Raw genomic sequence first — 19,572 nt, forward strand, 5'->3', positions numbered from 1 at the left:
AGCCTAGTGCGGTGAAAGTTGCACGCTGGGTTCTTAGAGGGGCGACACTTGGTAACAGGTGTCGTCTACTCGACAAATCGAGCGCCACCTCCTGCGCACAGATCATCAGTGGTGTGCCCACTTTAGGGTTCCCAAACACGATAACTTCAGTTGGTCGCAACGTCATATCGACTTTCACGGCGTTCTCTTGATGGTTAATGCGCGCAAAGACGTTCAACCCTTTTTCTTGCGCGATAGCGACAAATTTATCCGCCGTATCTTTTGCTGAATGCGTGCTCGCAACGGTTACCACACCCTCCCCAGCCAACGTACTCAATGACGCCAACGCCACTACCAACCCCATCATTACTTTTTTCATTTGTCGTCCCTTCCTCTCTCTGAGTAGAAAACTAAATATAGAAAAACCAAGTGTAGGAAAACTATAGAAGTCAGATTCCGCTATCGCGAATTGCACTCTACCCACTCAAGAGTCGACCGTGTAACACGGATTAATTGATTCAGATTAATAAAGCGTTAACTAGCTGAGCATCAAAAGCGTGAAATACGTAACATTTGCAGCCTATTTTAGTAAGAAAGAGAAAAGTAGTGACACGCGATCAATTTGAGTTATTGGCACCCGGTGGCGATTTAGATTCCATCAAAGCCGCCATTGCCGCTGGCGCCGATGCAATTTACTGTGGGCTCGACCGCTTTAATGCTCGTAACCGAGCGACTAACCTCACCTTAGATAACTTAAATGGCGTGTTAACGTTAGCCCACCAGCACAGCTGTAAGATTTTCCTAACGTTGAATGTGCTGATTTTAGAAAGTGAAATTCCGGCGATTGTTCGCTTACTCAGCCAACTGAACACCACCAAAATCGATGGCGTGATCGTGCAAGATCTCGGTCTGGCCTACATTCTCAAACATCACTTTCCCGATTTGGATGTGCACGCTTCAACGCAACTGAACACGCATAACGAAGGCCAGATCCTCTTTCTCAACCAGCTCACCGCAAGCCGAGTAAATCTATCTCGCGAACTTAACATCGATGAAATAAAACATCTGGCGCAATTTGGTCGCGAGCACAACGTAATGATGGAAGTGTTTGTCCACGGCTCATACTGCATCGGATTCTCCGGAATTTGCTATATCAGTTCCGCTCGCAATGGTGCATCAGGTAACCGTGGACGCTGCAGCCAACCTTGTCGCGAACAGTACGAAACGACCAAAACGGGCAACAACTACCCACTCAATATGAAAGACAATTCCGCCTTTGGGGACTTGGAAGCGCTTGCCGATGCTGGCGTGTATTCATTAAAAGTGGAAGGACGAATCAAGAAATCGCACTACGTCTATACCGTGGTCGACAATTGGCGCCAGCAAATCGATCGCTTGTGCGAGGGTTTGGAACTCTCTGAAGACACAACCGAGTTGTACACGGTGTTCAACCGTGATTTCTCCAACGCATTTTTGCAAGGTGATTTCGGCAAGGCGATGTACATCGACAACCCGCGCGACCACGCTGTAAAGCATTTTTCGAAGGTTTATCAATGCCAGTCTGCTGATGATGTGCAAGCGGTGAAAAAGAAACTCTACGACGACAAAACCGCGATCATTGAGAAAGTGGCAGAGCAAACCAAGTCGTTCGATGTCGCTTCGACACAAGTATCCGGCAGCAGCTTGAAAGGGTCGATTGATGTGCCAACTCTGCCAGCATTACCTCAACCAGAACCTCGCCAAGGTGCGCCAAAATTATCGGTTCTGATCTCGTCAGCACAAGAAGCCATGCTGTGCGAATACCGCGACATTGATGTTTACTATCAACTGCCAATGGGATTGTCTGGTGAACTGAGCGCGATGATTGAATTGTTCCAAGCCAATCCAATGCTCAAACCTTGGTTCCCAGCCATTTTGATTGGCGAAGACTACCACGCCGTGCGCGTATTTTTGGAAACCATCCAACCTGAGTTGTTGATCACCAACAACTCAGGCGTCGGCATGATCGCAAAAGAGCTCGGCTTAGACTGGGTGGCAGGCCCACAAATGAACACGGTGAACTCATACGCGTTTAAATGCCTTCAAGACGAGGTCGCGGCAAGTGGCGCGTTTGTTTCTAACGAGCTGAATATGAAGCAGATGCGCCATATCAAGCGCCCGCAAAACATGCGCTGCTTCTACAGCATTTATCATCCAAATACCCTACTCACGAGCCGCCAATGTTTGTTCCAACAAACCGAAGGATGCCGCAAGATTAAGGTCAACAAAGGTTGTTTGAAACGCTGTGATAAACGTACGTCTATCATCAACTTAAAAGACAATCCGTATGTGGTGCAAAAACAAAAAGGCAGTCACAATTCAATCTACAGCGAGTACAACGTCTTAAACCTGCAAGTGCTGCACGATCTGCCGCAATTGTGTACTGATGTGTTGATCGATCTGCGTGATATCCAGACCGAAACGAAAGTCTCAGCAAGCAAACCTGAGTTGATTGACGCGTTCTTAGCTCTACTTGCAGAGTACAGCGAACAAGCCATCCAAACGCTGCATCCCATGATTCAACCGACAGCCAACGCGCAGTATTTAAAGGGGTTATAGGCGGTACTTGAAAGTTAAACAACGCATCGACTCTCAACATATCTTGAACACACACAGTGCACTGACTACAATAGCGCACTTTTTACGGAATTTAGGTCACAAACATGACAGATACAGCTAAACCAGCTCTACCAGATCGCCTAGCGGGTAACCCACGTAGCCCATTCTTCATCAAAGAATGCTTCGAGCACCAAATCGGTATTCGTATCAACGGCCAAGAGCGTACTGACGTAGAAGAATACTGCATCAGCGAAGGTTGGGTAAAAATTGCTTCTCCTAAAGCAAAAGACCGTTTCGGTAACCCAATGCTAATCAAGCTTAAAGGCGAAGTTGAAGCGTACTACGTGTAAGCTGACCACGCTGAATATCTTTGAAAGCTCGAGTCTGACTCGGGCTTTTTTAATGTCTGTCATATCCCTTCCTCATTTAATCTCTTCCCTCTTCTTTTCAGTACAAAGCAGGGTCTGTTTATCTTTCGAGATTAAGTTTTGTTCGAGATAAAATCGTTTTAGGCGAGGCAAGGAGTGTGTAGCCTAGCATTCTAAGTAAATACTCCTTAACAAAGCATAGAACGATTTTAGCCGAACCCTTTGGGCAGCGTTTGTTGTTCATTTCTCCTGCGTTATCAGCTTTTTCATGTAGGCTAACTACACATCAAAGCTTCTGCCTTGCACAAACACCCAACAATTCGCTGCAAAAATCAGCTCGAAAGGTCAACAGACCCTAAACTCGATGTAAATCGCTGTTTTTATCTAATTGTTGTCTAAAGTTTCTAGAGAACTAACTGCAATAGTGATTGCCAAAAGAAACGACACCTTTTGAATACAGGGAGAGGAAATGGAAAGCCCACTTGTCACACTCAAACACGCCAGCAAAAGCTTTGTTGATGGCAAAGAAACACATCGCGTGTTAGAAGGCGTCGACTTTACGTTGAACACAGGAGCGAGTGTTGCGCTAACGGGCGCAAGTGGTAGCGGCAAAAGTACTTTACTCAATGTCATCGCTGGCTTTGAGCCACTTTCCGAAGGTGAGTTGTGGTTAGATGGCGATAACACAGCGGCTTGGAAAGACCCACAATGGAGCCAATTTCGACACCAAAAACTCGGTGTTATCTTTCAGCAATTCAATCTATTAACGCCGCTCAACGTGCAGCAAAACATCGCCTTCCCTCTGCATTTGAATCAGCAGAAATGGAACGACTGGTGCGATTATTTGGTCGAGACTCTGGGCATCAGCCAACTGCTCGATAGACATGTTTTTACCCTTTCCGGTGGTCAACAACAACGAGCCGCTATTGCGCGCGCCTTAGCACACAAACCTAAACTGCTACTTGCTGATGAACCCACAGGTAACCTTGACCAAAAAGCAGGGTTAGAAGTGATGAAACTGCTGAGTGAAATCACCACCCAAGGCAATACCGCCGTGCTCTTGGTGACCCACAGCCATGAATGCGCTGAATTTATGAAAGCACGGCTGCGATTGGATAACAGTCAGCTACAGAACAGCCATCAAGTAAACAAACATGAGCTTCACCATGAAGCAAACTAAGCCATCAAACAACAGATTCACTCATACTCGACTCGCCCTGAATCTGTTTGCAGCGCACTATCGGCAGGCGCCACTGCAAGCCGCCGCAATTCTGATCGGTATCGTGTTGGCTGTGACCTTGTTTGTTGCGGTGCAAGCCATCAACCTCAATGCCAAGCGCAGTTATGCGGAGTCTACCGAGCAGCTTAGCGCACAAGCTCAGAACGTAATTATTCCACCAGCAGGGCAAAACTACCTGCCCGAATCGCTCTACTTCACCCTTAGACAAAACGGACTCAGTACAGCGCTACCTGTAATCGAAGGGCGAGTGAGAGACGAACAAGGTCGACGCTGGTCAGTACAAGGTAGCGAGTTGATTGCCGCTATCTCTTCACGTTCTCGCTATTCATCAGATAGTGAACAGAACGTGTCTTTGTTCGATAGTGCTTTACCTTTGCCTGAGCTTTTAGCCGGCAAGCCAATCGTGATGATGAGCCAATCTCAACATCAAAACTTAGGAGAGGTAGAAACCCTAACTCTGGACGACATTCCAACCCAAGTGGTGGTGCTACCTGACGAATGGCAGTTAGGTAGCCGAATGTTGATGGACATTGGCTTTGCCCAGCAACTGCTCAATAAACAAGGACAGCTCAGTTACATTGCGGTTTTCCATTCGGGTGATAAAGGGAATAAAGACACGCAAGCAAATTGGCAGAACCTTATTGGTGAGCAAGGACAATGGATTGCCAATAATCAAAGTACCGACCTTGGTTCGCTGACCGACAGCTTTCACCTCAACCTCACGGCAATGAGCTTACTCGCGTTTTTAGTCGGGCTGTTCATCGCTTACAACGGCGTAAAGTACAGCTTGCTTAAACGCAATCGGCTGTTAGTGCAAATTCAACAAGCGGGTGTTGCGCCGAGCATTGTGTTCTCTGCGCTGTTAGTTGAACTCACTATTCTCGTTACCATCGGCGCTTCCCTCGGTTTTGTATTGGGCATGCAGCTTAGCCACTGGTTACATCCGACCGTGGCACTGACTCTAGAACAACTTTATGGCGCGACACTGCTGCCCGGCACTTGGCAGTGGCAATGGTGGGCGCAAGCCCTTCTACTCACGTTAACCGCAACCCTATTGGCATGTTGGCAGCACTTTAAACAGCGAGTGCGCCAGCCGCTTTCCTCTCATGGCGGATTTTATCAAGCGCCGGAAGCCTCTAACGAAAACCAATTGTTCGTGATAGGTGCTGCGTTGACGGCTCTCGCACTCGCAGGGTTATGGCTGAGTGAGCATCATCGCTTTACCATGGCGTGGCTCGGCGTGCTTGTGGTGTCGATTCCTTTGTATCTACCTAAAACACTCAGCGTCTTAGCCAATTGGTGTGAAAAACGCACCACTTCCGGTTTGATGCAGTATCTGTTTGCTGAGCTGCGCGAGCTGATTTCTCCGCTTTCTCTCGCCATGATGGCGCTGCTACTCGCCGTTACTGCCAATATGGGGATGAACACGCTAGTGGGTAGCTTCGAGTCCACCCTAAAACAGTGGTTAGAACAAAGGCTGCACGCCGATATTTACGTCAGTCCTGCGCAAGGAGAAATCGCTGATATAGAGCACGCGTTAGAGCAGTTTGACAATGTTGAGACCGTCTACAAGCAATACTATGTCGACGATAACCTGCAAGGCTTACCGATTTTGCTTGGTACCAAAGACAAAGACACCTTAGAGCAAACCATGGTGTTCAAATCGCATTTGGAGAACTTCTGGCAGCGTTTTTACCAAGGTGAGTCAGTCGCGATCAGTGAACCAACCGCGGTCAAACTGGGTTTATCACTGGGTAGCGAGCTCACGCTTGATGCCGTTCCAAATAAGAACCTGCTTGTGGGTGCGATATTCCATGATTACGGCTCACCCAATGGTGAAGTGTTATTGGCTCCCAAATTATGGCAAGAGAGCGGCTTTACCGACCTGCCAACAAGCCTTGGCATTAAAGTCTCAGGTGACCCACAAATCGTATACGAGCAACTGCGCGAGCAATTGAATCTGCACCCAAGTCAGCTCTACGATCAGGCGCAAATCAAATCCATCGCGTTGGATATTTTCTCGCAGACCTTCGCCATTACGCGCGCACTCAACGGCGTAACTTTGATGGTCGCGGTAATTGGTCTGTTCAGTGCTTGTTTTATGTTGCTCGACGCGCGCAAAGCCGCCATTGCAAGGCTGTATGCACTTGGCGTTAGTCGTCGTAAATTAATGACCATGGTGGTCGGACAGATCGTCGCTTTGGTCAGTTTTACTCTGGTTATCGCCCTGCCCCTCGGAGCCATGGTGGGTTACGTGCTGACAGACATCGTCACCTTACGCGCTTTTGGTTGGAGCTTAAATTATCTGTGGAATTGGAGTGACGCCCTCAGCATTGCGGCGATCACCATCTTAGTGGCAGTGATCGCAACCTTGATTCCGCTGTGGCGATTGGTCAGTAAGCCTGTCGTATCCAGTTTGCAAAGCGAGGTGTTGTGATGGTTCGATTGGCAAGCAAACTTACTCTACTCATAAGCAGCTTATTCCTGTTCGGTTGTGAAGATCCCCAACAACAAAATATGGGCACGTTGCTGGGCAGTGGATATACGCAAAGCGAGAGCAACCTATTCACCCCCGTAGAAAAAGGGAATGAACTCACCTTCCCGGCAGACCATCAAGCGCACCCGAATTTTCGTCATGAATGGTGGTACTTAACCGCTAACTTAATTGATGAAGATGGCAACCCACTTGGCGTCCAGTGGACACAATTTCGCTTTGCTGCTGCGCCGCCAACTGGCGAAGATGGCGTAAAGAAAACCGAATGGCAAACTCAGCAAATCTACATGGCGCATAGCGCAGTGACGACCGCAGACAAACACTACGCCGATGAAAAATGGTCGCGCGATCAAGCCTCTCTCGCCGGCGTTGATTCTTCACCATTTCGGGTTTACCTCGATGATTGGCAGTGGACTTCTTCAACCACCGATCTCTTCCCTGCCACATTGAAGGCGAACTCCAAACAGTTTGGCTATTCGCTGACGCTTACCAGCAGCGCACCTTATCAAAAGCAAGGCGAGCAAGGTTACAGCACCAAAAGCGCCGATGGTCAGGTGGCTTCGTATTACTACAGCCAACCGTTTATTGATGTGTCCGGTGAGGTCACGATCGACGGCGAAACCCATCAAGTGTCGGGCAAAGGTTGGATAGACCGAGAGTGGAGCTCGCAATTCTTACTCGACTCACAACAAGGCTGGGACTGGTTTGCCCTAAGGTTGAGTGACGACACCAACTTGGTGGTGTTCCAATTGCGTGATTCTAAAACCGGATCATCCAGTTACTCCAGTGCAAGGCTGATGCAGCAAGATGGTTCTGGCATCGCTATCCCACAGAAAGACATTCAGTTAGAGGCAACCAATCAAACAGAAATCCAAGGGCGAAAGTATCCAACCCAGTGGCAGGTGTCGATTCCTAAGCAGCAAATCGAGCTTACCGTTTCTGCACTCAACCCGAACGCGAAAATGCCGCTTTCTGTGCTTTATTGGGAAGGCCCAGTACGTATTGAGGGCTCTCATTCTGGGACAGGTTATATGGAGCTAACAGGGTATTGAAATATTGCGCGGGAGCCCCAATTATTCTGCTAGAACAAATACTGGCAACCAAGTCATACACTGATTGAAAGGAAATATGATGAACCCAATTATCGCCTTGCTGAAAGAGAACAACATCAGCGATGAACAGATCAACGAAATCTTCCAGACTCTGACGCAAAACCCGCTCGCAGCAATGGCAACCATCAGCCAACTAGGTCTGCCACAAGAGAAGCTACAAATGCTGATGGCGCAAGTGATGCAAAACCCTGCGCTAATCAAAGAAGCCGTAGACGAGTTGGGATTGGATTTCTCAAAGGTTGAAGAAGCAAAAGAGAAGCTTCAAAGCCAAAACCAAGGCAACTAAGTCTTAATCATTTAGCGCTGAATATAGAAAAGGCCGTTAACCCGAGCATGTGGGTTAACGGCCTTTTTTGTTCCTACTTTGTTGTTGACTACTTTTCTGTCAGCTAATTATTAGCGATTTAAAGACGCGAATTGTTCTGCTGTCATGCCGTAGTAAAGCTTGTCGTCGAAGCCATGCTCTCGTTTGTAGTAGTCTTTCTGACGGCCTTCTTGAGTAAAACCATTTTTCTCTAACGTCTTGTAAGAACCAGCATTAGAAGCGTAGCAATCGGCACTGACTTTATGGGCGTTTAGCTCAGTAAAGCCAATGTCGGTCATCATTTGGCAAGCGCGAGTCGCAACGCCTTTACCCCATGCACAAGTTGGTAATTGATAACCTACTTCGTAGTTGCCAGTTAAGAACATCACTGCGGTCACTGCACACATTCCCATGTACTGGCCTTGTTGGTCACGAATCACGAACGTTGGGCTATCTGGCCAAACACTGTCTTTAATCGCTTGTGCCGTATTTTCAATAATAGGGCCAAAGAAACCCTCATATAGGCTGTTGTCAGCAGGTGCGAAGAACAGATACTGATTGACCTTATCATCGTTCAACATCTCGATAATATCTTGTAGATCAGAGCCTTGAATCAGTTGGATAGTCAACGATTCGTTAAATGGGATGGCTTCGCCTTGTTTTAGTTTTTGATATGACATGTGTTACCTCGTTATCTGCTGAAAATAGTAGCTCAGCGGATAAGAGAAAAATTGGATTTTTGCGACAACTTTCGGGCTGATTAGCAATGAATTACGACTCAAAGTCGCCATAGATATCGATGGTTAAGTCGCGCTTTTTCAAGTATTTGCTCGGCGTTTTTCTTAGCTGCTGTTTGAGGGTACGAATTAAATGCGATTGGTCACTGAAACCAAATTGCTGGGAGAAGCTCGCCCAATCAATCGCCTCTTGTTGCTTGTAGAGGGTCAAAATCATCTGCTCCAGACGTGCCATTTGTTGATACTGCTTAACGCTCAACCCCACCACTTGTTTGAAACTGCGCTCAAGCGTTCTTCGAGAGCAGGCGCACTGTTTGGCTATCTCATCAATATCCATCGCTAACTCAGGTGAGCGTAGCGCTTGAGCATCCATCACGGACACCGCTTTTTGTGACGCCAAAAACGGTTTGGTGCAACAAGGTTCGATATCTAACGAATCTAGATGTTGTTTGATGTAGTTCAGCAAACATTGCGGTGAATCTTGCAACTCTAGCAGCCATAACCCCTGTTGAAAGCGCTCATCAAACGCCGCGTTGAGCCAATCAAACCATTCGCATTGGTTAATTGCTGCAACTTGGGATGCATCACTAAACCGTGATTCAATGGCATACAAACCCTCTGGACGAAAGGTGATACCAATACGCTTGATGGGAGCCGTATCTTCCAACAGCAGCAAATGTTCGTTAGCCGTTAATAAGTGGCAGCCTTTGCCAGCAAGCTTTGTGTCTCCCGTATCGTAACTGTAGTCTTGCTCTGATGGCGTAAAGAGTAAGTGAGCACGCGGGTTTGGAATAAGGTGCGGCTTGGGGTCAATGACTTCACCCTCTGGCACTTCCAAGTACCAAATTTGATGAATAAGCCATTCGTACTCTGGCAGAGACTGTTTCCAAGCGATCATGATTGTCCTAGCGGTTAGTAAAGATAATAAGCGCAACGTTTTTGCTTAAACACCAGCTCGTTGAGTGTGACTGATTGACGCGCATCTCGCCACGCATTTCTCACCCTGCTCCCTTGCAAGCTTGTTGGATTGCGGTAGGCTTTGAGCAGAGAATACAAGCTGAAAAGAACAAGGAAATCCCCCGATGCGCGTCGACTACCACCAACGACTGGTTCCTGTGATTCGTTATTTAGAACAACACTTTAATGAACCGCTCAACCTACCAGAAGTGGCCGCGCTGGCGAACCTTTCCCCTTATCACTTTCATCGCACCTTCAAAGCCGTGCAAGGCGAAACACTGGCCGACTTCATTCGACGTTTACGTCTAGAAGCCGCCGCCGATGACTTGTTCAAATCCAAGCAACCGGTATTGAACATTGCCCTAGAGTACGGATTTTCTAGCTCACAGAGCTTAGCCAAAGCCTTCAAACAACATTATGGCGTCACACCTACAGCCTTTCGTGACTGCGAAAACTATCAGCAATTTTCTGAATTAGCACGAAACAGCAAGATTGGACACACGTTGCGCAAGAATGGAAACGAAGTAACACCAAGCGATTCATATACTGGCTCTGAACTCACCAAATGGAGCACGACAATGGAAACGCAAAACTTTGAAAAAGCAAAACTGGCTTACATTCGTGTAAACGGCCCTTACGGCCAAGGCTATGAAGAGCCATCAGGTCGCCTGTATCAATGGGCAGGAATGAAAGGTTTGGCAGGCAATACCTGCATCTTCATCTACCATGACAACCCAGAAATCACGCCAGACGAGAAGTGCCGTACTGATATCTGCTTGATGGTGCCAGAAGATACCGAAGTTCCGAAAGGCATTGAACTGCAAGACTTCCCCGGCGGTCAATATGCCGTGATGCGCCAGCACATTACTGACCCGAGCCAATACTCAAAAGCGTGGGATGATGTCATGAGCAAAGTGATTGAATCCGGTATTGAGAACGACGATCGTCCTTGCTTTGAACTTTACCACAGCTTTGACCCACAAACGCACCATGCAGACGTTAGCTTCTGCACTGCCATCAAATAAACCAAAAGCCTGCATCGTTGCAGGCTTTTTCATTTCTTACTCTGGTTGCTTAAATCCGTTCTTCCAAACGCTGTTTATCTTTTAATCCAATTACTTAGAACACGAACGAATACCTCAGTATTTTCGTGATCCTACTTCGCGTTTTGACCACGCGCGTTCATTTGCTCGGCTGAGTTGGGATTCATTTCACAGATTATTCATGAAGCGAACCTAGACTGAAAAAATTCCATCGACCCCGTTCGACCTACAACGCTAGGCACAATAAAAACTAGGTACTACAGCACCTCTAGGACATTCCATGAAGAAGAACTTACTTGCCATTGCTCTTGGTAGCGTAATTGCGCTGACTGCTGCCCCATACTCTATCGCGGCTAACGATGCTGCTATCCAATCTTCCGCCGACTACTCACAGATCGTCACCAAACGTCAGGTTGTCGACCAACTGCTGAATGACGCGGTACAAGCATTCAAATCCCCTGCGCGTATCTCGCATGCGGGTTTTACCGCCAAAATGCCGAGCAACATGGAGATTGTTACCGACCGCTTACTAGAAGCCTACAAACTTGAGCCGTACCGCACTGACCTACTGATTTCTGCGGCAAACGCACAGATCTACAACAAGAATGCAGACCGCGCGATTGAACTATTTGAACAAGCTCTTTCTGTCGCACCAGACGATGTGGATTTGCACGCTTACTTAGCGGTATGGCAACGCTTTGAGGGCAACCAAGCAGAATCAGCGAAACACATGGCGACGCTCATGAAGCTCAATGCAGGTAAAGCGGCAGATATCCAACGCATCTTCGACACCGTAGACCGCGTACTTGCAACGCCACTAAAAGAGAAAGCCGATAAAGGCAAACTGGATGACAAAGGCGCTATAGTCACGTTGGGATACGCGCTGAACCCAGATGGTTCAATGCATCAAATCTTGGTTGAGCGTCTGGAAACCACGCTAGCAATGGCGAAAGTAAACCCAGACGCGTTGATCGTGTTGACGGGTGGTGTACCGAAGAACCACAAAACCGAAGGCAAATTAATGGCAGATTGGCTGATTGAAAAAGGCATCAGCAAAGATCGCATCATTGAAGAAAACTACGCCACCAGCACGGTAGGTAACGCCCTATTCAGCAGCTACGCATTGGCACGTCATAACATCAAGCACGCGACCATCATCAGCTCAGCGAGCCATGTGCGCCGTGGTCAAACCTTGTTTGAAATCGCAAGCTGGCAAACTGGCCCACAAGGCATCACTTTTGACACCGTAAGCTACCCAGACAAGCCACTGAAAGACTTAGCCAAAGCCAGCGATAGCGAGCTGCTTGGTATCTACCGCGATGCACTGCGTACTTACGGCATGTGGAGCTACCGCTCTTACCCGCTAGAGTCGCGTTAATACACTAGAGCCAGAAAGCAAAAGAGACCGCGTTAATGCGGTCTCTCATAGAATCATTTGAACATGATGCAGTGGTCAATCAATGCGTTTTGTAGGTTTTGTTTGTCACTCAGAATCACGAGAGCATAGATAGTATTTTTGTCACCAATTCGGTAAAGCAGTTTGAATCCATCAAAGCTAAACTGCCGGATGTCGTAAACACCGATTGTTGTCAGTTCATAACAAGGGAGATAGATAGACGGGTTATTCAAAACGTTGTGTTCAAACCTCTGCTGCACCGCAATTAATCTATCAATCACATCGTTGCGAGCGCTCCAGTTCGAAAAATAGTTAATACTCTGAACAGCCGTATTTTCAAAGGTTTGTGTATAGAGAACTTTTGCTTCCATGCTCGTATCAAACTCAATCTTTGAGTGCTGCTAACGTGCTCTTCATATCTTCTGATGACTTTACACGTTCATTCGAAACATCATTTTGAGCAAAGCTAACAAACTTCATTAAAGCAATGGCTTCATCGCGCTTCTGACGTTCTTCATAAGACTCAACGACATAAACAGGCTTACCATTTTGCGTAATCGTCATTGGTTCATCCAGTTCAAGCTTCGCAGCATTCTTTTTTAGATAACTTACCGTTTCAGTGCTCATCACATGACTCCTATCGGCAACCTCGCTGGTGTAACAACAAGCGAAACCAGCCGAGCTATACTGCAGGTTTGACCGAAATATTTGAATCAATAGAAAGTGCTAATCACATTCTATTTTTCGTGTAGATTTTGACCTAATCTTGCCAACTATACCTGTGCATTTCGAACAAACTAAATTAAGTTTAAATTTAGACTCCTACTTCAAATATAGAAAAAGCCTGCGTACTTGCAGGCTTTCTTGTCTTTGTGCAGTGGTTGAAACCGCTTAAATTGCTTCGCCGTTTACCGTTACTGCCACATCAATGTTGCCACGAACTGCGTTTGAATATGGGCAAACTTGGTGTGCAATGCGCGTTAGATCTAGCGCTTGTTCTTGTGGCATGTCTAGCTCTACCGCTAGGCTCACTGTTAGTGCAAAGCCACCGTTATCGTTCGGACCGATGCCCACTTCCGCTGTTACAGGTGCACTTTTCAGGTTTACTTTACCTTCACGTGCTACGTGCAAAATCGCGTTAGAGAAACATGCCGAATAGCCCGCTGCGAACAGCTGTTCTGGGTTAGTTGCTGCACCTGTGCCGCCCATTTCCTTCGGGTATGACAGCTCTAGATCGAGAAGACCGTCATCTGTTTTTACTTGACCATTACGACCAGCCAAAGCAGTAGCTTGAGTTTTGTATAGAGTAGTCATGCGAGTGTCCTTCTTAATTTAAGTTGCGCACAATTTAATTGCCTGCAATCTTATATCGAAGTAAAGATCGTTTGCAACTATATTGTGCACAATTTATTTTATAACTCTCTTTCTCTGTGAGCAGGTAGGCAACGCCAATGAGCCAGTGTTACACCGACAACACCATGACCGACGACGATAAACTCTTACTCGAAAACCAAGTTTGCTTCCCGCTCTACAGCGCAGCAAATTCAGTGATCCGAGCGTACCGCCCGTTGCTGGACGAGCTTGATCTGACTTATTCGCAGTACTTAGTGATGATGGTGCTGTGGGAAAAAGACGGTGCCAGCGTGAAAGAGTTGGGGTCACAACTGCATTTGGACTCAGGCACACTCACACCGCTACTTAAACGCTTAGAAGCAAAAGGCTATGTAGAGCGTGGTCGCAGTGAAACCGATGAGCGTGTTCGCGTACTCAACCTAACAGAACAAGGTCGTGATCTTAAGGAACAAGCCAAGTCAGTGCCAAACGCCATGATGTGTAAAATCACCTTAGAGCTAGATGAAATGATCATGCTGAAGAAGTTGTGTGGCAAAGTGCTCGACAATCTGAGCTAACAAGATAGAAGCATCCACTTCCCTATTTCCCATTAGAAAGAGCCTGCCGAGATGCAGGCTCTTTCGATCTTAGCTAGAAGATCTACTCAAAGTAATCATCGGTATTCTCTATTGCTAATCTGCGTTCATCTTCAATAAAACCTATCAAAGCAAACTCACTTACATCGGATTTCCCTATCAAGTGAAATAGGAAATGGCTATCAATAGGATAGTTACAAGCGATTTTCCTTAAACACACTCCGATGAGAATATACTTTCCGAAAGCAACAACAGCTCAGCTTAAAACATTCAAAGGAAAGTAAATTATGATTAATACTCAAATCAAACCATTTGCAGCTACAGCGTACAAAAACGGCGAATTCGTTGAAGTAACAGAACAAGACGTTCTAGGTAAATGGGCAGTATTCTTCTTCTACCCAGCAGACTTTACGTTTGTATGTCCAACAGAACTGGGCGACCTAGCAGACCACTACGAAGAGCTACAAAAACGTGGCGTAGAAGTTTATTCAGTATCAACTGACACACACTTCACTCACAAAGCATGGCACGACAGCTCAGACACAATCGGTAAGATTCAGTACTACATGCTTGGCGACCAAACAGGCAACATCACAAACAACTTCGGTGTGATGCGTGAAGGTCAAGGTCTTGCAGACCGTGCAACGTTCCTAATCGACCCAGAAGGTACTATCCAAGCAATGGAAATCACTGCTGAAGGTATCGGTCGTGACGCAGAAGACCTACTACGCAAAGTGAAAGCAGCTCAATACGTAGCAGCGCACCCAGGCGAAGTTTGCCCAGCTAAATGGAAAGAAGGTGAAGAGACACTAGCTCCATCACTAGACCTAGTTGGCAAAATCTAAGCCACTGAAATTTAAGTTCTAATCAGTTCCCGATTTCCTTTTTCTGATTAGAACTGAATTAGAGAGCACTTCAGGTTAGATACCTTGACGACCTTCTGCCTGATTTGCTCTCTCCCCCTCAGGTTTTATCTACAGTAACCACTTTTTAGTTTTAATTAAGGTAGTAACAACTATGTTAGACCAAGCGATCCAACAACAACTCAAACAATATCTGGCTAATGTAAAAGAAGAAGTTCGTTTAGTGGTTAGTCTAGATGAAAGCAAAGCATCGAATGACATTTTGTCTCTAGCGAACCAAATCGCAGAGATGAGCGACCTAATCACTGTTGAACGTGACGACAACGCAAGCGCACGTAAACCAGTGATGGCGGTAACTAACCCAGCTAAAGGCACAGCACTACGCTTTGCAGGCTTGCCAATGGGTCACGAATTTACCTCTCTAGTATTGGCACTGCTTCACTCTGGCGGTCACCCAATCAAACTAGAACCAGAAGTGATTGAGCAAATCGCAGCACTAGACAAAGATCTAGACGTAGAAATCTTCATTTCACTGTCGTGTCAAAACTGTCCGGACGTGGTTCAAGCGTTCAACATGATGGCGGCGATCAACCCGAAAGTAAAAGCAACCATGATCGACGGTGGCTTGTTCCAAGATGAAGTGAAACAACGCGACATCATGGCTGTACCAAGTGTATTCGTGAACGGTGAGCTATTCGGTCAAGGCCGTATGTCTCTGACTGAAATCCTAAACAAAGTGGATGACGGCGCGAGCGAGAAAGCGGCGAAAGCATTGAGCGAAAAAGACCCATACGACGTACTTGTTGTTGGCGGTGGCCCTGGTGGTAGCGCAGCTGCTCTATACGCCGCTCGTAAAGGTATTCGTACTGGCGTTGTTGCTAAGCGTTTTGGTGGTCAGGTTATGGACACCATGGCAATCGAGAACTTCATTTCGGTGAAACGCACTGAAGGTCCAAAACTAGCAACTGACCTAGCAGAACACCTAAAAGAATACGACGTAGACGTCGTGACTGAGCAACAAGCTGAGAAGCTAATGGGCGCAGCACATACAGAAGATGGTTTGATTCACATCCAACTTGAAAGCGGCGCAACGCTGAAGAGTAAGAGTGTCATCCTAAGCCCTGGTGCACGCTGGCGTGAAATGAACGTTCCGGGTGAGCAAGAGTACCGTAACAAAGGTGTCGCGTACTGCCCACACTGTGACGGTCCACTGTTCAAAGGCAAGAAAACTGCCGTTATCGGTGGTGGTAACTCAGGCATCGAAGCAGCTATCGACCTTGCTGGTATCGTAGAACACGTAACAGTTCTTGAATTCGCAGACGTACTTCGCGCAGACCAAGTGCTTATCGACAAAGCGAACTCACTACCAAACGTAGACATCATCACGATGGCGCAAACAACAGAAGTAGTAGGCGACGGTACTCGCGTAACAAGCTTGAAGTACAAAGACCGCAACACAGATGAGATCAAAGAGATTGAACTGTCAGGTATCTTTGTTCAAATCGGTCTAGTACCAAACACAGAATGGCTAAAAGATTCAGAAGTAGCGCTATCTGAGCGCGGCGAAATCGAAGTCGGTAGCCGTGGCGATACTAGCCTAGAAGGTGTGTTCGCAGCCGGTGACGCAACAACCGTTCCTTACAAACAGATCATCATTGCGATGGGTGAAGGTGCAAAAGCAAGCTTAGGCGCATTTGACTACCTAATCCGTAAGCAAGGTTAATCTCCAAATTTCTTGGACACAAAGCGCACGGTGCTGTGTTTTCTTCCCCGGAAAACCAATCGGGGCACCGTGACAGCGATGAGTAACAAGAAATAAAATCAAAAAACTAGAAGCCCAAAGACTTTGCCAGCAGGTACTAACTGCTGGCTTTTTTGTTTTTTTTTTGGGGGGGGGGGGGAAACAAATTATTACTAGAAATAACAGAGTAAAATAAAGCTGCCGAAATACACTTAGGGTGAAACATTGCGGGCTTTAACTCGTTTCTACTGCTTCAAATATCAGACCTTTTAGCTGACAACGATGGTAAATTTCATACAAACCACCTAATTCATCATTGCAGTAAACACCGCTTCCGTTATTTTCAATCCTGAACAAGCCTCCGGATTTGATTGATTTACTACTCAACACTAATTTTTTAAACCGCTTTACACGACTTGGCTTACCATTAGCTCTTACATTTAACACAGTGCGATCCTTATCAATGGCATCGCAAGTTTTGAGTATGTTTATAGCATACCAACGCTCGCCAGCGACGCGTAATGGCAAAAACTCACAACTGGAATCAAGAGCTTCGTTTATTTGATTATATGCGGACTCAGAACAAGCAAACTCGCCTGCACGCCAGATTGCAAAATCAGGTTTTGTTGTAAGCATGTGGTTATCACTCACCCACTCCAAATCAATAATCATCCAAGCATCAGCGACACGCTCACCACATAACTCCCGCAAATCGCCATCCGAGTATTGTATAGAAATCTCTAGTTGAGTTTCTTGTAAAAAAGGGAAATTCTCAACATCATGATTTAGTTTAAAAACTTTCATCTTTTGCTTACTTAAATCAAACGGTTAACTGGGAAGTCCCCATCATGTAACATTTCTCCGACTTCACGCAAGGTATCAATGATACCAGTACGACCAAGTCCTTCTGCGATCGTATCTCGAAGGAGAGAGTCCACGTTGAGATAATAAACCATAGTATGTGTTTGGCTATGAGCTACTTTTGTTGGAATGCCATCATGAGGTATATGACACCTGAAACGAGGTAGCCAAACACCGTTCGCCTCATGGTCAATATCTATTCCCCATGCAGCTAAACGCAATCTCGAACGAGAGCAGGCCGCGCTTTTATCATCAAACCAAGGAACTATATGGTGAGCACAAGTATTGCTAGGCTTTGGTCCTCGATTTGCCGAAAGCATGTTTTTGGCTAAGTTTTGACTATGTCTCTTGTGATGTTCCCACCGTATATGTCTACTCAGCAGCAAATCATCCTTACTTATATTTCCTTTTCTAAACTTTACAGCGTCAATTACTCGTCCTGCATAGTGAATCGCAAAGGCTTGAGCCTGCTGTTTAGCCAAACTAGGGTTACCTGTCGAATTAAGCAAATCAATCTCTAACTCTTTAATCGACACACATTTTTCTTTCACACCACTCACAAACAAACCCTTTGCAATAAAATAAGTGTAAAAAATAAACTATGAATCTAGTTGTTAAAATGCTTATTAGTAAGTCTACAAAAGCAGTCTAATATTCTTGAAAATGACAGTATTATATATTTCCATCTATAAACTAACTATTTTCAAACTGTCCGTTATACGCAACCTGTTGACTCCTACTCTAAAGCCATCCACATCCCGAACTCTAAGTTAAATACGGGGTCACCCTAAAAAATTTTAAAAAAGCCCTTTACCTCAACTTAACTTGAGGTTTTAGCATATTCATCGTTGGCTAGAAAATGACAAAAAGGAGCACATCATGATCCAACTAGAACATATTAACTTAGTCGTGAAAGATATCCCTGAAATGCTGAAGTTTTACCAAACTGCATTTCCACATTGGTACGTGCGTGATGAAGGTAAAGGCGAATGGAGTGGCAAACCAAGAAACTGGCTACATTTTGGCGACGAGTATCAATACATAGCCATGAGTGACCACGGCGAAGGAGAAAACCGCGAGTTGAGCGGGCACCAAGTTGGGCTAGCGCATTTTGCTTATGTGACCAACAACGTCGATGCAATCATCAAAAGACTAACCGATGCAGGTTATCCGATTGCCCAACCTGGTGCTGATGAACCATATCGCAAAAATGTGTATTTTGTTGACCCTGCAGGTTTTGAGATTGAATTTGTTGAATACCTGGCGGATGACCCAAAACTTCGTAACCTGACAAGCTAAAAGAGATGTAAATAATAAAACGCCAGCAGATAGTGACTGCTGGCGTTTTATTTTTTATCTATCGGGCTTCTTTATCGCATTAGCGCTGTTTGGCAAAAACCTGAGTCCAGTAATACCCGTAACGTGCAGAGTGATTTTCGACAAGCGACGCGCCCATCTGATCAAAATCCGCACTCATGATATTAAGGCAGTGACCTTCACTCGATAACCAAGCATTCACGACGGCGTTAATGGTGCTTTGCCCTACGGCGACATTCTCACCAATGGCGCTCCAAGCATAACCCGTTGCGTTAACTCGATCTGACATTTTGCTGCCATCAGAGCCTGTGTGGCTCATGAAATCGCTGTTCGCCATATCGCTTGAATGTCGATAAGCGGCGCTTTCCAAATCGTAGCTCCAAGTCAGGGCCCCTACAGGTGACATGGTGGTTGCGCCACACTGTTGTGTAGTAGAGCGGGCGCTGTTGACCGCTGCAAGCATCTGCTCGGCAAATGTGCCTTGTGACGATGTGGAACCTGTGTTTTGTGAGCCGCTTTCTGCTAGGGCTGACGACTCCCCATCGCCGCCACATGCGCTGAGAAGTAGGGCCAAAGCAGGCACTAAGATCTTAGTTGGCATTGTCTTTCCTTTATGAGTGACGAAGAGCAAACT

The 19,572-nt window shown here is 46.3% G+C and carries 21 protein-coding genes; 12 read left to right on the forward strand and 9 right to left on the reverse strand.

What is annotated here, in order from left to right:
• Positions 1–358: DUF302 domain-containing protein (locus tag R7Z77_RS05705; protein ID WP_318136614.1), on the reverse strand; the 358-nt coding region annotated here is incomplete at its 3' end.
• 227 nt (positions 359–585) lie between these two features.
• On the opposite strand from R7Z77_RS05705, the gene R7Z77_RS05710 reads away from it, so the two are divergent.
• The 6 genes from R7Z77_RS05710 to R7Z77_RS05735 all read left to right on the forward strand — a co-directional run bounded on the left by R7Z77_RS05710 (position 586) and on the right by R7Z77_RS05735 (position 8,077).
• Positions 586–2,577, forward strand: coding sequence for a U32 family peptidase (locus R7Z77_RS05710; RefSeq protein ID WP_213897474.1), 1,992 nt, complete (start codon positions 586–588; stop codon positions 2,575–2,577).
• A 104-nt stretch (positions 2,578–2,681) separates the two neighbouring features.
• Positions 2,682–2,927, forward strand: a complete 246-nt coding sequence (locus R7Z77_RS05715; protein ID WP_005374689.1) for a DUF3297 family protein — start codon at positions 2,682–2,684, stop codon at positions 2,925–2,927.
• 487 nt (positions 2,928–3,414) lie between these two features.
• Positions 3,415–4,125, forward strand: a complete 711-nt coding sequence (locus tag R7Z77_RS05720) for an ABC transporter ATP-binding protein (RefSeq protein ID WP_213967519.1) — start codon at positions 3,415–3,417, stop codon at positions 4,123–4,125.
• On the forward strand, positions 4,112–6,622 hold the full coding sequence (locus tag R7Z77_RS05725) for an ABC transporter permease (protein ID WP_203345541.1): 2,511 nt from the start codon (positions 4,112–4,114) through the stop codon (positions 6,620–6,622). Before R7Z77_RS05720 ends, R7Z77_RS05725 begins: the two co-directional genes overlap by 14 nt.
• Positions 6,622–7,731 (forward strand): lipocalin-like domain-containing protein, encoded by a 1,110-nt coding sequence (locus R7Z77_RS05730; protein ID WP_213967521.1) that lies wholly within the window; start codon positions 6,622–6,624, stop codon positions 7,729–7,731. The genes R7Z77_RS05725 and R7Z77_RS05730 overlap by 1 nt, the downstream gene beginning before the upstream one ends.
• Before the next feature lie 79 nt (positions 7,732–7,810).
• On the forward strand, positions 7,811–8,077 hold the full coding sequence (locus R7Z77_RS05735) for a DUF2999 family protein (protein WP_038135740.1): 267 nt from the start codon (positions 7,811–7,813) through the stop codon (positions 8,075–8,077).
• A gap of 110 nt (positions 8,078–8,187) precedes the next feature.
• Here the strand turns inward: R7Z77_RS05735 and R7Z77_RS05740 are convergent, their stop codons facing one another.
• Positions 8,188–8,775, reverse strand: a complete 588-nt coding sequence (locus tag R7Z77_RS05740; protein ID WP_053350154.1) for a GNAT family N-acetyltransferase — start codon at positions 8,773–8,775, stop codon at positions 8,188–8,190.
• Between the two features lie 91 nt (positions 8,776–8,866).
• Positions 8,867–9,730: a helix-turn-helix domain-containing protein gene (locus R7Z77_RS05745; RefSeq protein WP_064376333.1), complete on the reverse strand. Its 864-nt coding sequence runs from the start codon at positions 9,728–9,730 to the stop codon at positions 8,867–8,869.
• A gap of 184 nt (positions 9,731–9,914) precedes the next feature.
• Between R7Z77_RS05745 and R7Z77_RS05750 the strand changes: the two genes are divergently transcribed.
• Together R7Z77_RS05750 and R7Z77_RS05755 are read left to right on the forward strand one after the other, a co-directional pair.
• Positions 9,915–10,814, forward strand: coding sequence for a GyrI-like domain-containing protein (locus R7Z77_RS05750; RefSeq protein WP_020195560.1), 900 nt, complete (start codon positions 9,915–9,917; stop codon positions 10,812–10,814).
• Positions 10,815–11,112: 298 nt separating this feature from the next.
• Complete coding sequence (locus R7Z77_RS05755; protein ID WP_318136615.1) at positions 11,113–12,210, forward strand: ElyC/SanA/YdcF family protein; 1,098 nt, start codon at positions 11,113–11,115, stop codon at positions 12,208–12,210.
• A gap of 53 nt (positions 12,211–12,263) precedes the next feature.
• Here the strand turns inward: R7Z77_RS05755 and R7Z77_RS05760 are convergent, their stop codons facing one another.
• The 3 genes from R7Z77_RS05760 to R7Z77_RS05770 form a co-directional block, all read right to left on the reverse strand.
• Positions 12,264–12,599 carry a hypothetical protein gene (locus tag R7Z77_RS05760; RefSeq protein WP_064355008.1) on the reverse strand — a complete coding sequence of 112 codons (336 nt, stop codon included), beginning with the start codon at positions 12,597–12,599 and terminating at the stop codon, positions 12,264–12,266.
• A 13-nt stretch (positions 12,600–12,612) separates the two neighbouring features.
• Complete coding sequence (locus R7Z77_RS05765) at positions 12,613–12,855, reverse strand: type II toxin-antitoxin system Phd/YefM family antitoxin (RefSeq protein ID WP_064355009.1); 243 nt, start codon at positions 12,853–12,855, stop codon at positions 12,613–12,615.
• Between the two features lie 264 nt (positions 12,856–13,119).
• Positions 13,120–13,542: an organic hydroperoxide resistance protein gene (locus R7Z77_RS05770; protein WP_045484294.1), complete on the reverse strand. Its 423-nt coding sequence runs from the start codon at positions 13,540–13,542 to the stop codon at positions 13,120–13,122.
• 137 nt (positions 13,543–13,679) lie between these two features.
• On the opposite strand from R7Z77_RS05770, the gene R7Z77_RS05775 reads away from it, so the two are divergent.
• From R7Z77_RS05775 to ahpF, 3 genes are all read left to right on the forward strand, one after another.
• Positions 13,680–14,138: a MarR family transcriptional regulator gene (locus R7Z77_RS05775; protein WP_318136616.1), complete on the forward strand. Its 459-nt coding sequence runs from the start codon at positions 13,680–13,682 to the stop codon at positions 14,136–14,138.
• Positions 14,139–14,443: 305 nt separating this feature from the next.
• Positions 14,444–15,001 carry an alkyl hydroperoxide reductase subunit C gene (gene ahpC, locus R7Z77_RS05780; protein ID WP_005374632.1) on the forward strand — a complete coding sequence of 186 codons (558 nt, stop codon included), beginning with the start codon at positions 14,444–14,446 and terminating at the stop codon, positions 14,999–15,001.
• Positions 15,002–15,173: 172 nt separating this feature from the next.
• Positions 15,174–16,742: an alkyl hydroperoxide reductase subunit F gene (gene ahpF / locus R7Z77_RS05785; RefSeq protein WP_005374617.1), complete on the forward strand. Its 1,569-nt coding sequence runs from the start codon at positions 15,174–15,176 to the stop codon at positions 16,740–16,742.
• 252 nt (positions 16,743–16,994) lie between these two features.
• On the opposite strand, the gene R7Z77_RS05790 is transcribed toward ahpF, so the two are convergent.
• Entirely contained in the window at positions 16,995–17,564 is a 570-nt protein-coding gene (locus R7Z77_RS05790; RefSeq protein ID WP_064355010.1) for an imm11 family protein, read from the reverse strand.
• 11 nt (positions 17,565–17,575) lie between these two features.
• Positions 17,576–18,181, reverse strand: coding sequence for an AHH domain-containing protein (locus R7Z77_RS05795; protein WP_198039125.1), 606 nt, complete (start codon positions 18,179–18,181; stop codon positions 17,576–17,578).
• A 319-nt stretch (positions 18,182–18,500) separates the two neighbouring features.
• Here R7Z77_RS05795 and R7Z77_RS05800 point away from each other — a divergent pair, with 319 nt between their 5' ends.
• The gene (locus R7Z77_RS05800) at positions 18,501–18,920 is read left to right on the forward strand and encodes a VOC family protein (protein ID WP_005374615.1); all 420 of its coding nucleotides are present in this window, start codon (positions 18,501–18,503) and stop codon (positions 18,918–18,920) included.
• 79 nt (positions 18,921–18,999) lie between these two features.
• On the opposite strand, the gene R7Z77_RS05805 is transcribed toward R7Z77_RS05800, so the two are convergent.
• Positions 19,000–19,539, reverse strand: a complete 540-nt coding sequence (locus R7Z77_RS05805) for a CAP domain-containing protein (RefSeq protein WP_318136617.1) — start codon at positions 19,537–19,539, stop codon at positions 19,000–19,002.
• Positions 19,540–19,572 lie beyond the last annotated feature (33 nt).

The sequence above is a fragment of the Vibrio sp. 1401 genome (assembly GCF_033340295.1).

Coding starts and splice junctions, on each gene's coding strand:
- R7Z77_RS05715 (WP_005374689.1), top strand. CDS start 2,682: ATGACAGATACAGCTAAACCAGCTCTACCAGATCGCCTAGCGGGTAAC.
- R7Z77_RS05720 (WP_213967519.1), top strand. CDS start 3,415: ATGGAAAGCCCACTTGTCACACTCAAACACGCCAGCAAAAGCTTTGTT.
- R7Z77_RS05725 (WP_203345541.1), top strand. CDS start 4,112: ATGAAGCAAACTAAGCCATCAAACAACAGATTCACTCATACTCGACTC.
- R7Z77_RS05730 (WP_213967521.1), top strand. CDS start 6,622: ATGGTTCGATTGGCAAGCAAACTTACTCTACTCATAAGCAGCTTATTC.
- R7Z77_RS05735 (WP_038135740.1), top strand. CDS start 7,811: ATGAACCCAATTATCGCCTTGCTGAAAGAGAACAACATCAGCGATGAA.
- R7Z77_RS05740 (WP_053350154.1), bottom strand. CDS start 8,775: ATGTCATATCAAAAACTAAAACAAGGCGAAGCCATCCCATTTAACGAA.
- R7Z77_RS05745 (WP_064376333.1), bottom strand. CDS start 9,730: ATGATCGCTTGGAAACAGTCTCTGCCAGAGTACGAATGGCTTATTCAT.
- R7Z77_RS05750 (WP_020195560.1), top strand. CDS start 9,915: ATGCGCGTCGACTACCACCAACGACTGGTTCCTGTGATTCGTTATTTA.
- R7Z77_RS05755 (WP_318136615.1), top strand. CDS start 11,113: ATGAAGAAGAACTTACTTGCCATTGCTCTTGGTAGCGTAATTGCGCTG.
- R7Z77_RS05760 (WP_064355008.1), bottom strand. CDS start 12,599: ATGGAAGCAAAAGTTCTCTATACACAAACCTTTGAAAATACGGCTGTT.
- R7Z77_RS05765 (WP_064355009.1), bottom strand. CDS start 12,855: ATGAGCACTGAAACGGTAAGTTATCTAAAAAAGAATGCTGCGAAGCTT.
- R7Z77_RS05770 (WP_045484294.1), bottom strand. CDS start 13,542: ATGACTACTCTATACAAAACTCAAGCTACTGCTTTGGCTGGTCGTAAT.
- R7Z77_RS05775 (WP_318136616.1), top strand. CDS start 13,680: ATGAGCCAGTGTTACACCGACAACACCATGACCGACGACGATAAACTC.
- ahpC (WP_005374632.1), top strand. CDS start 14,444: ATGATTAATACTCAAATCAAACCATTTGCAGCTACAGCGTACAAAAAC.
- ahpF (WP_005374617.1), top strand. CDS start 15,174: ATGTTAGACCAAGCGATCCAACAACAACTCAAACAATATCTGGCTAAT.
- R7Z77_RS05790 (WP_064355010.1), bottom strand. CDS start 17,564: ATGAAAGTTTTTAAACTAAATCATGATGTTGAGAATTTCCCTTTTTTA.
- R7Z77_RS05800 (WP_005374615.1), top strand. CDS start 18,501: ATGATCCAACTAGAACATATTAACTTAGTCGTGAAAGATATCCCTGAA.
- R7Z77_RS05805 (WP_318136617.1), bottom strand. CDS start 19,539: ATGCCAACTAAGATCTTAGTGCCTGCTTTGGCCCTACTTCTCAGCGCA.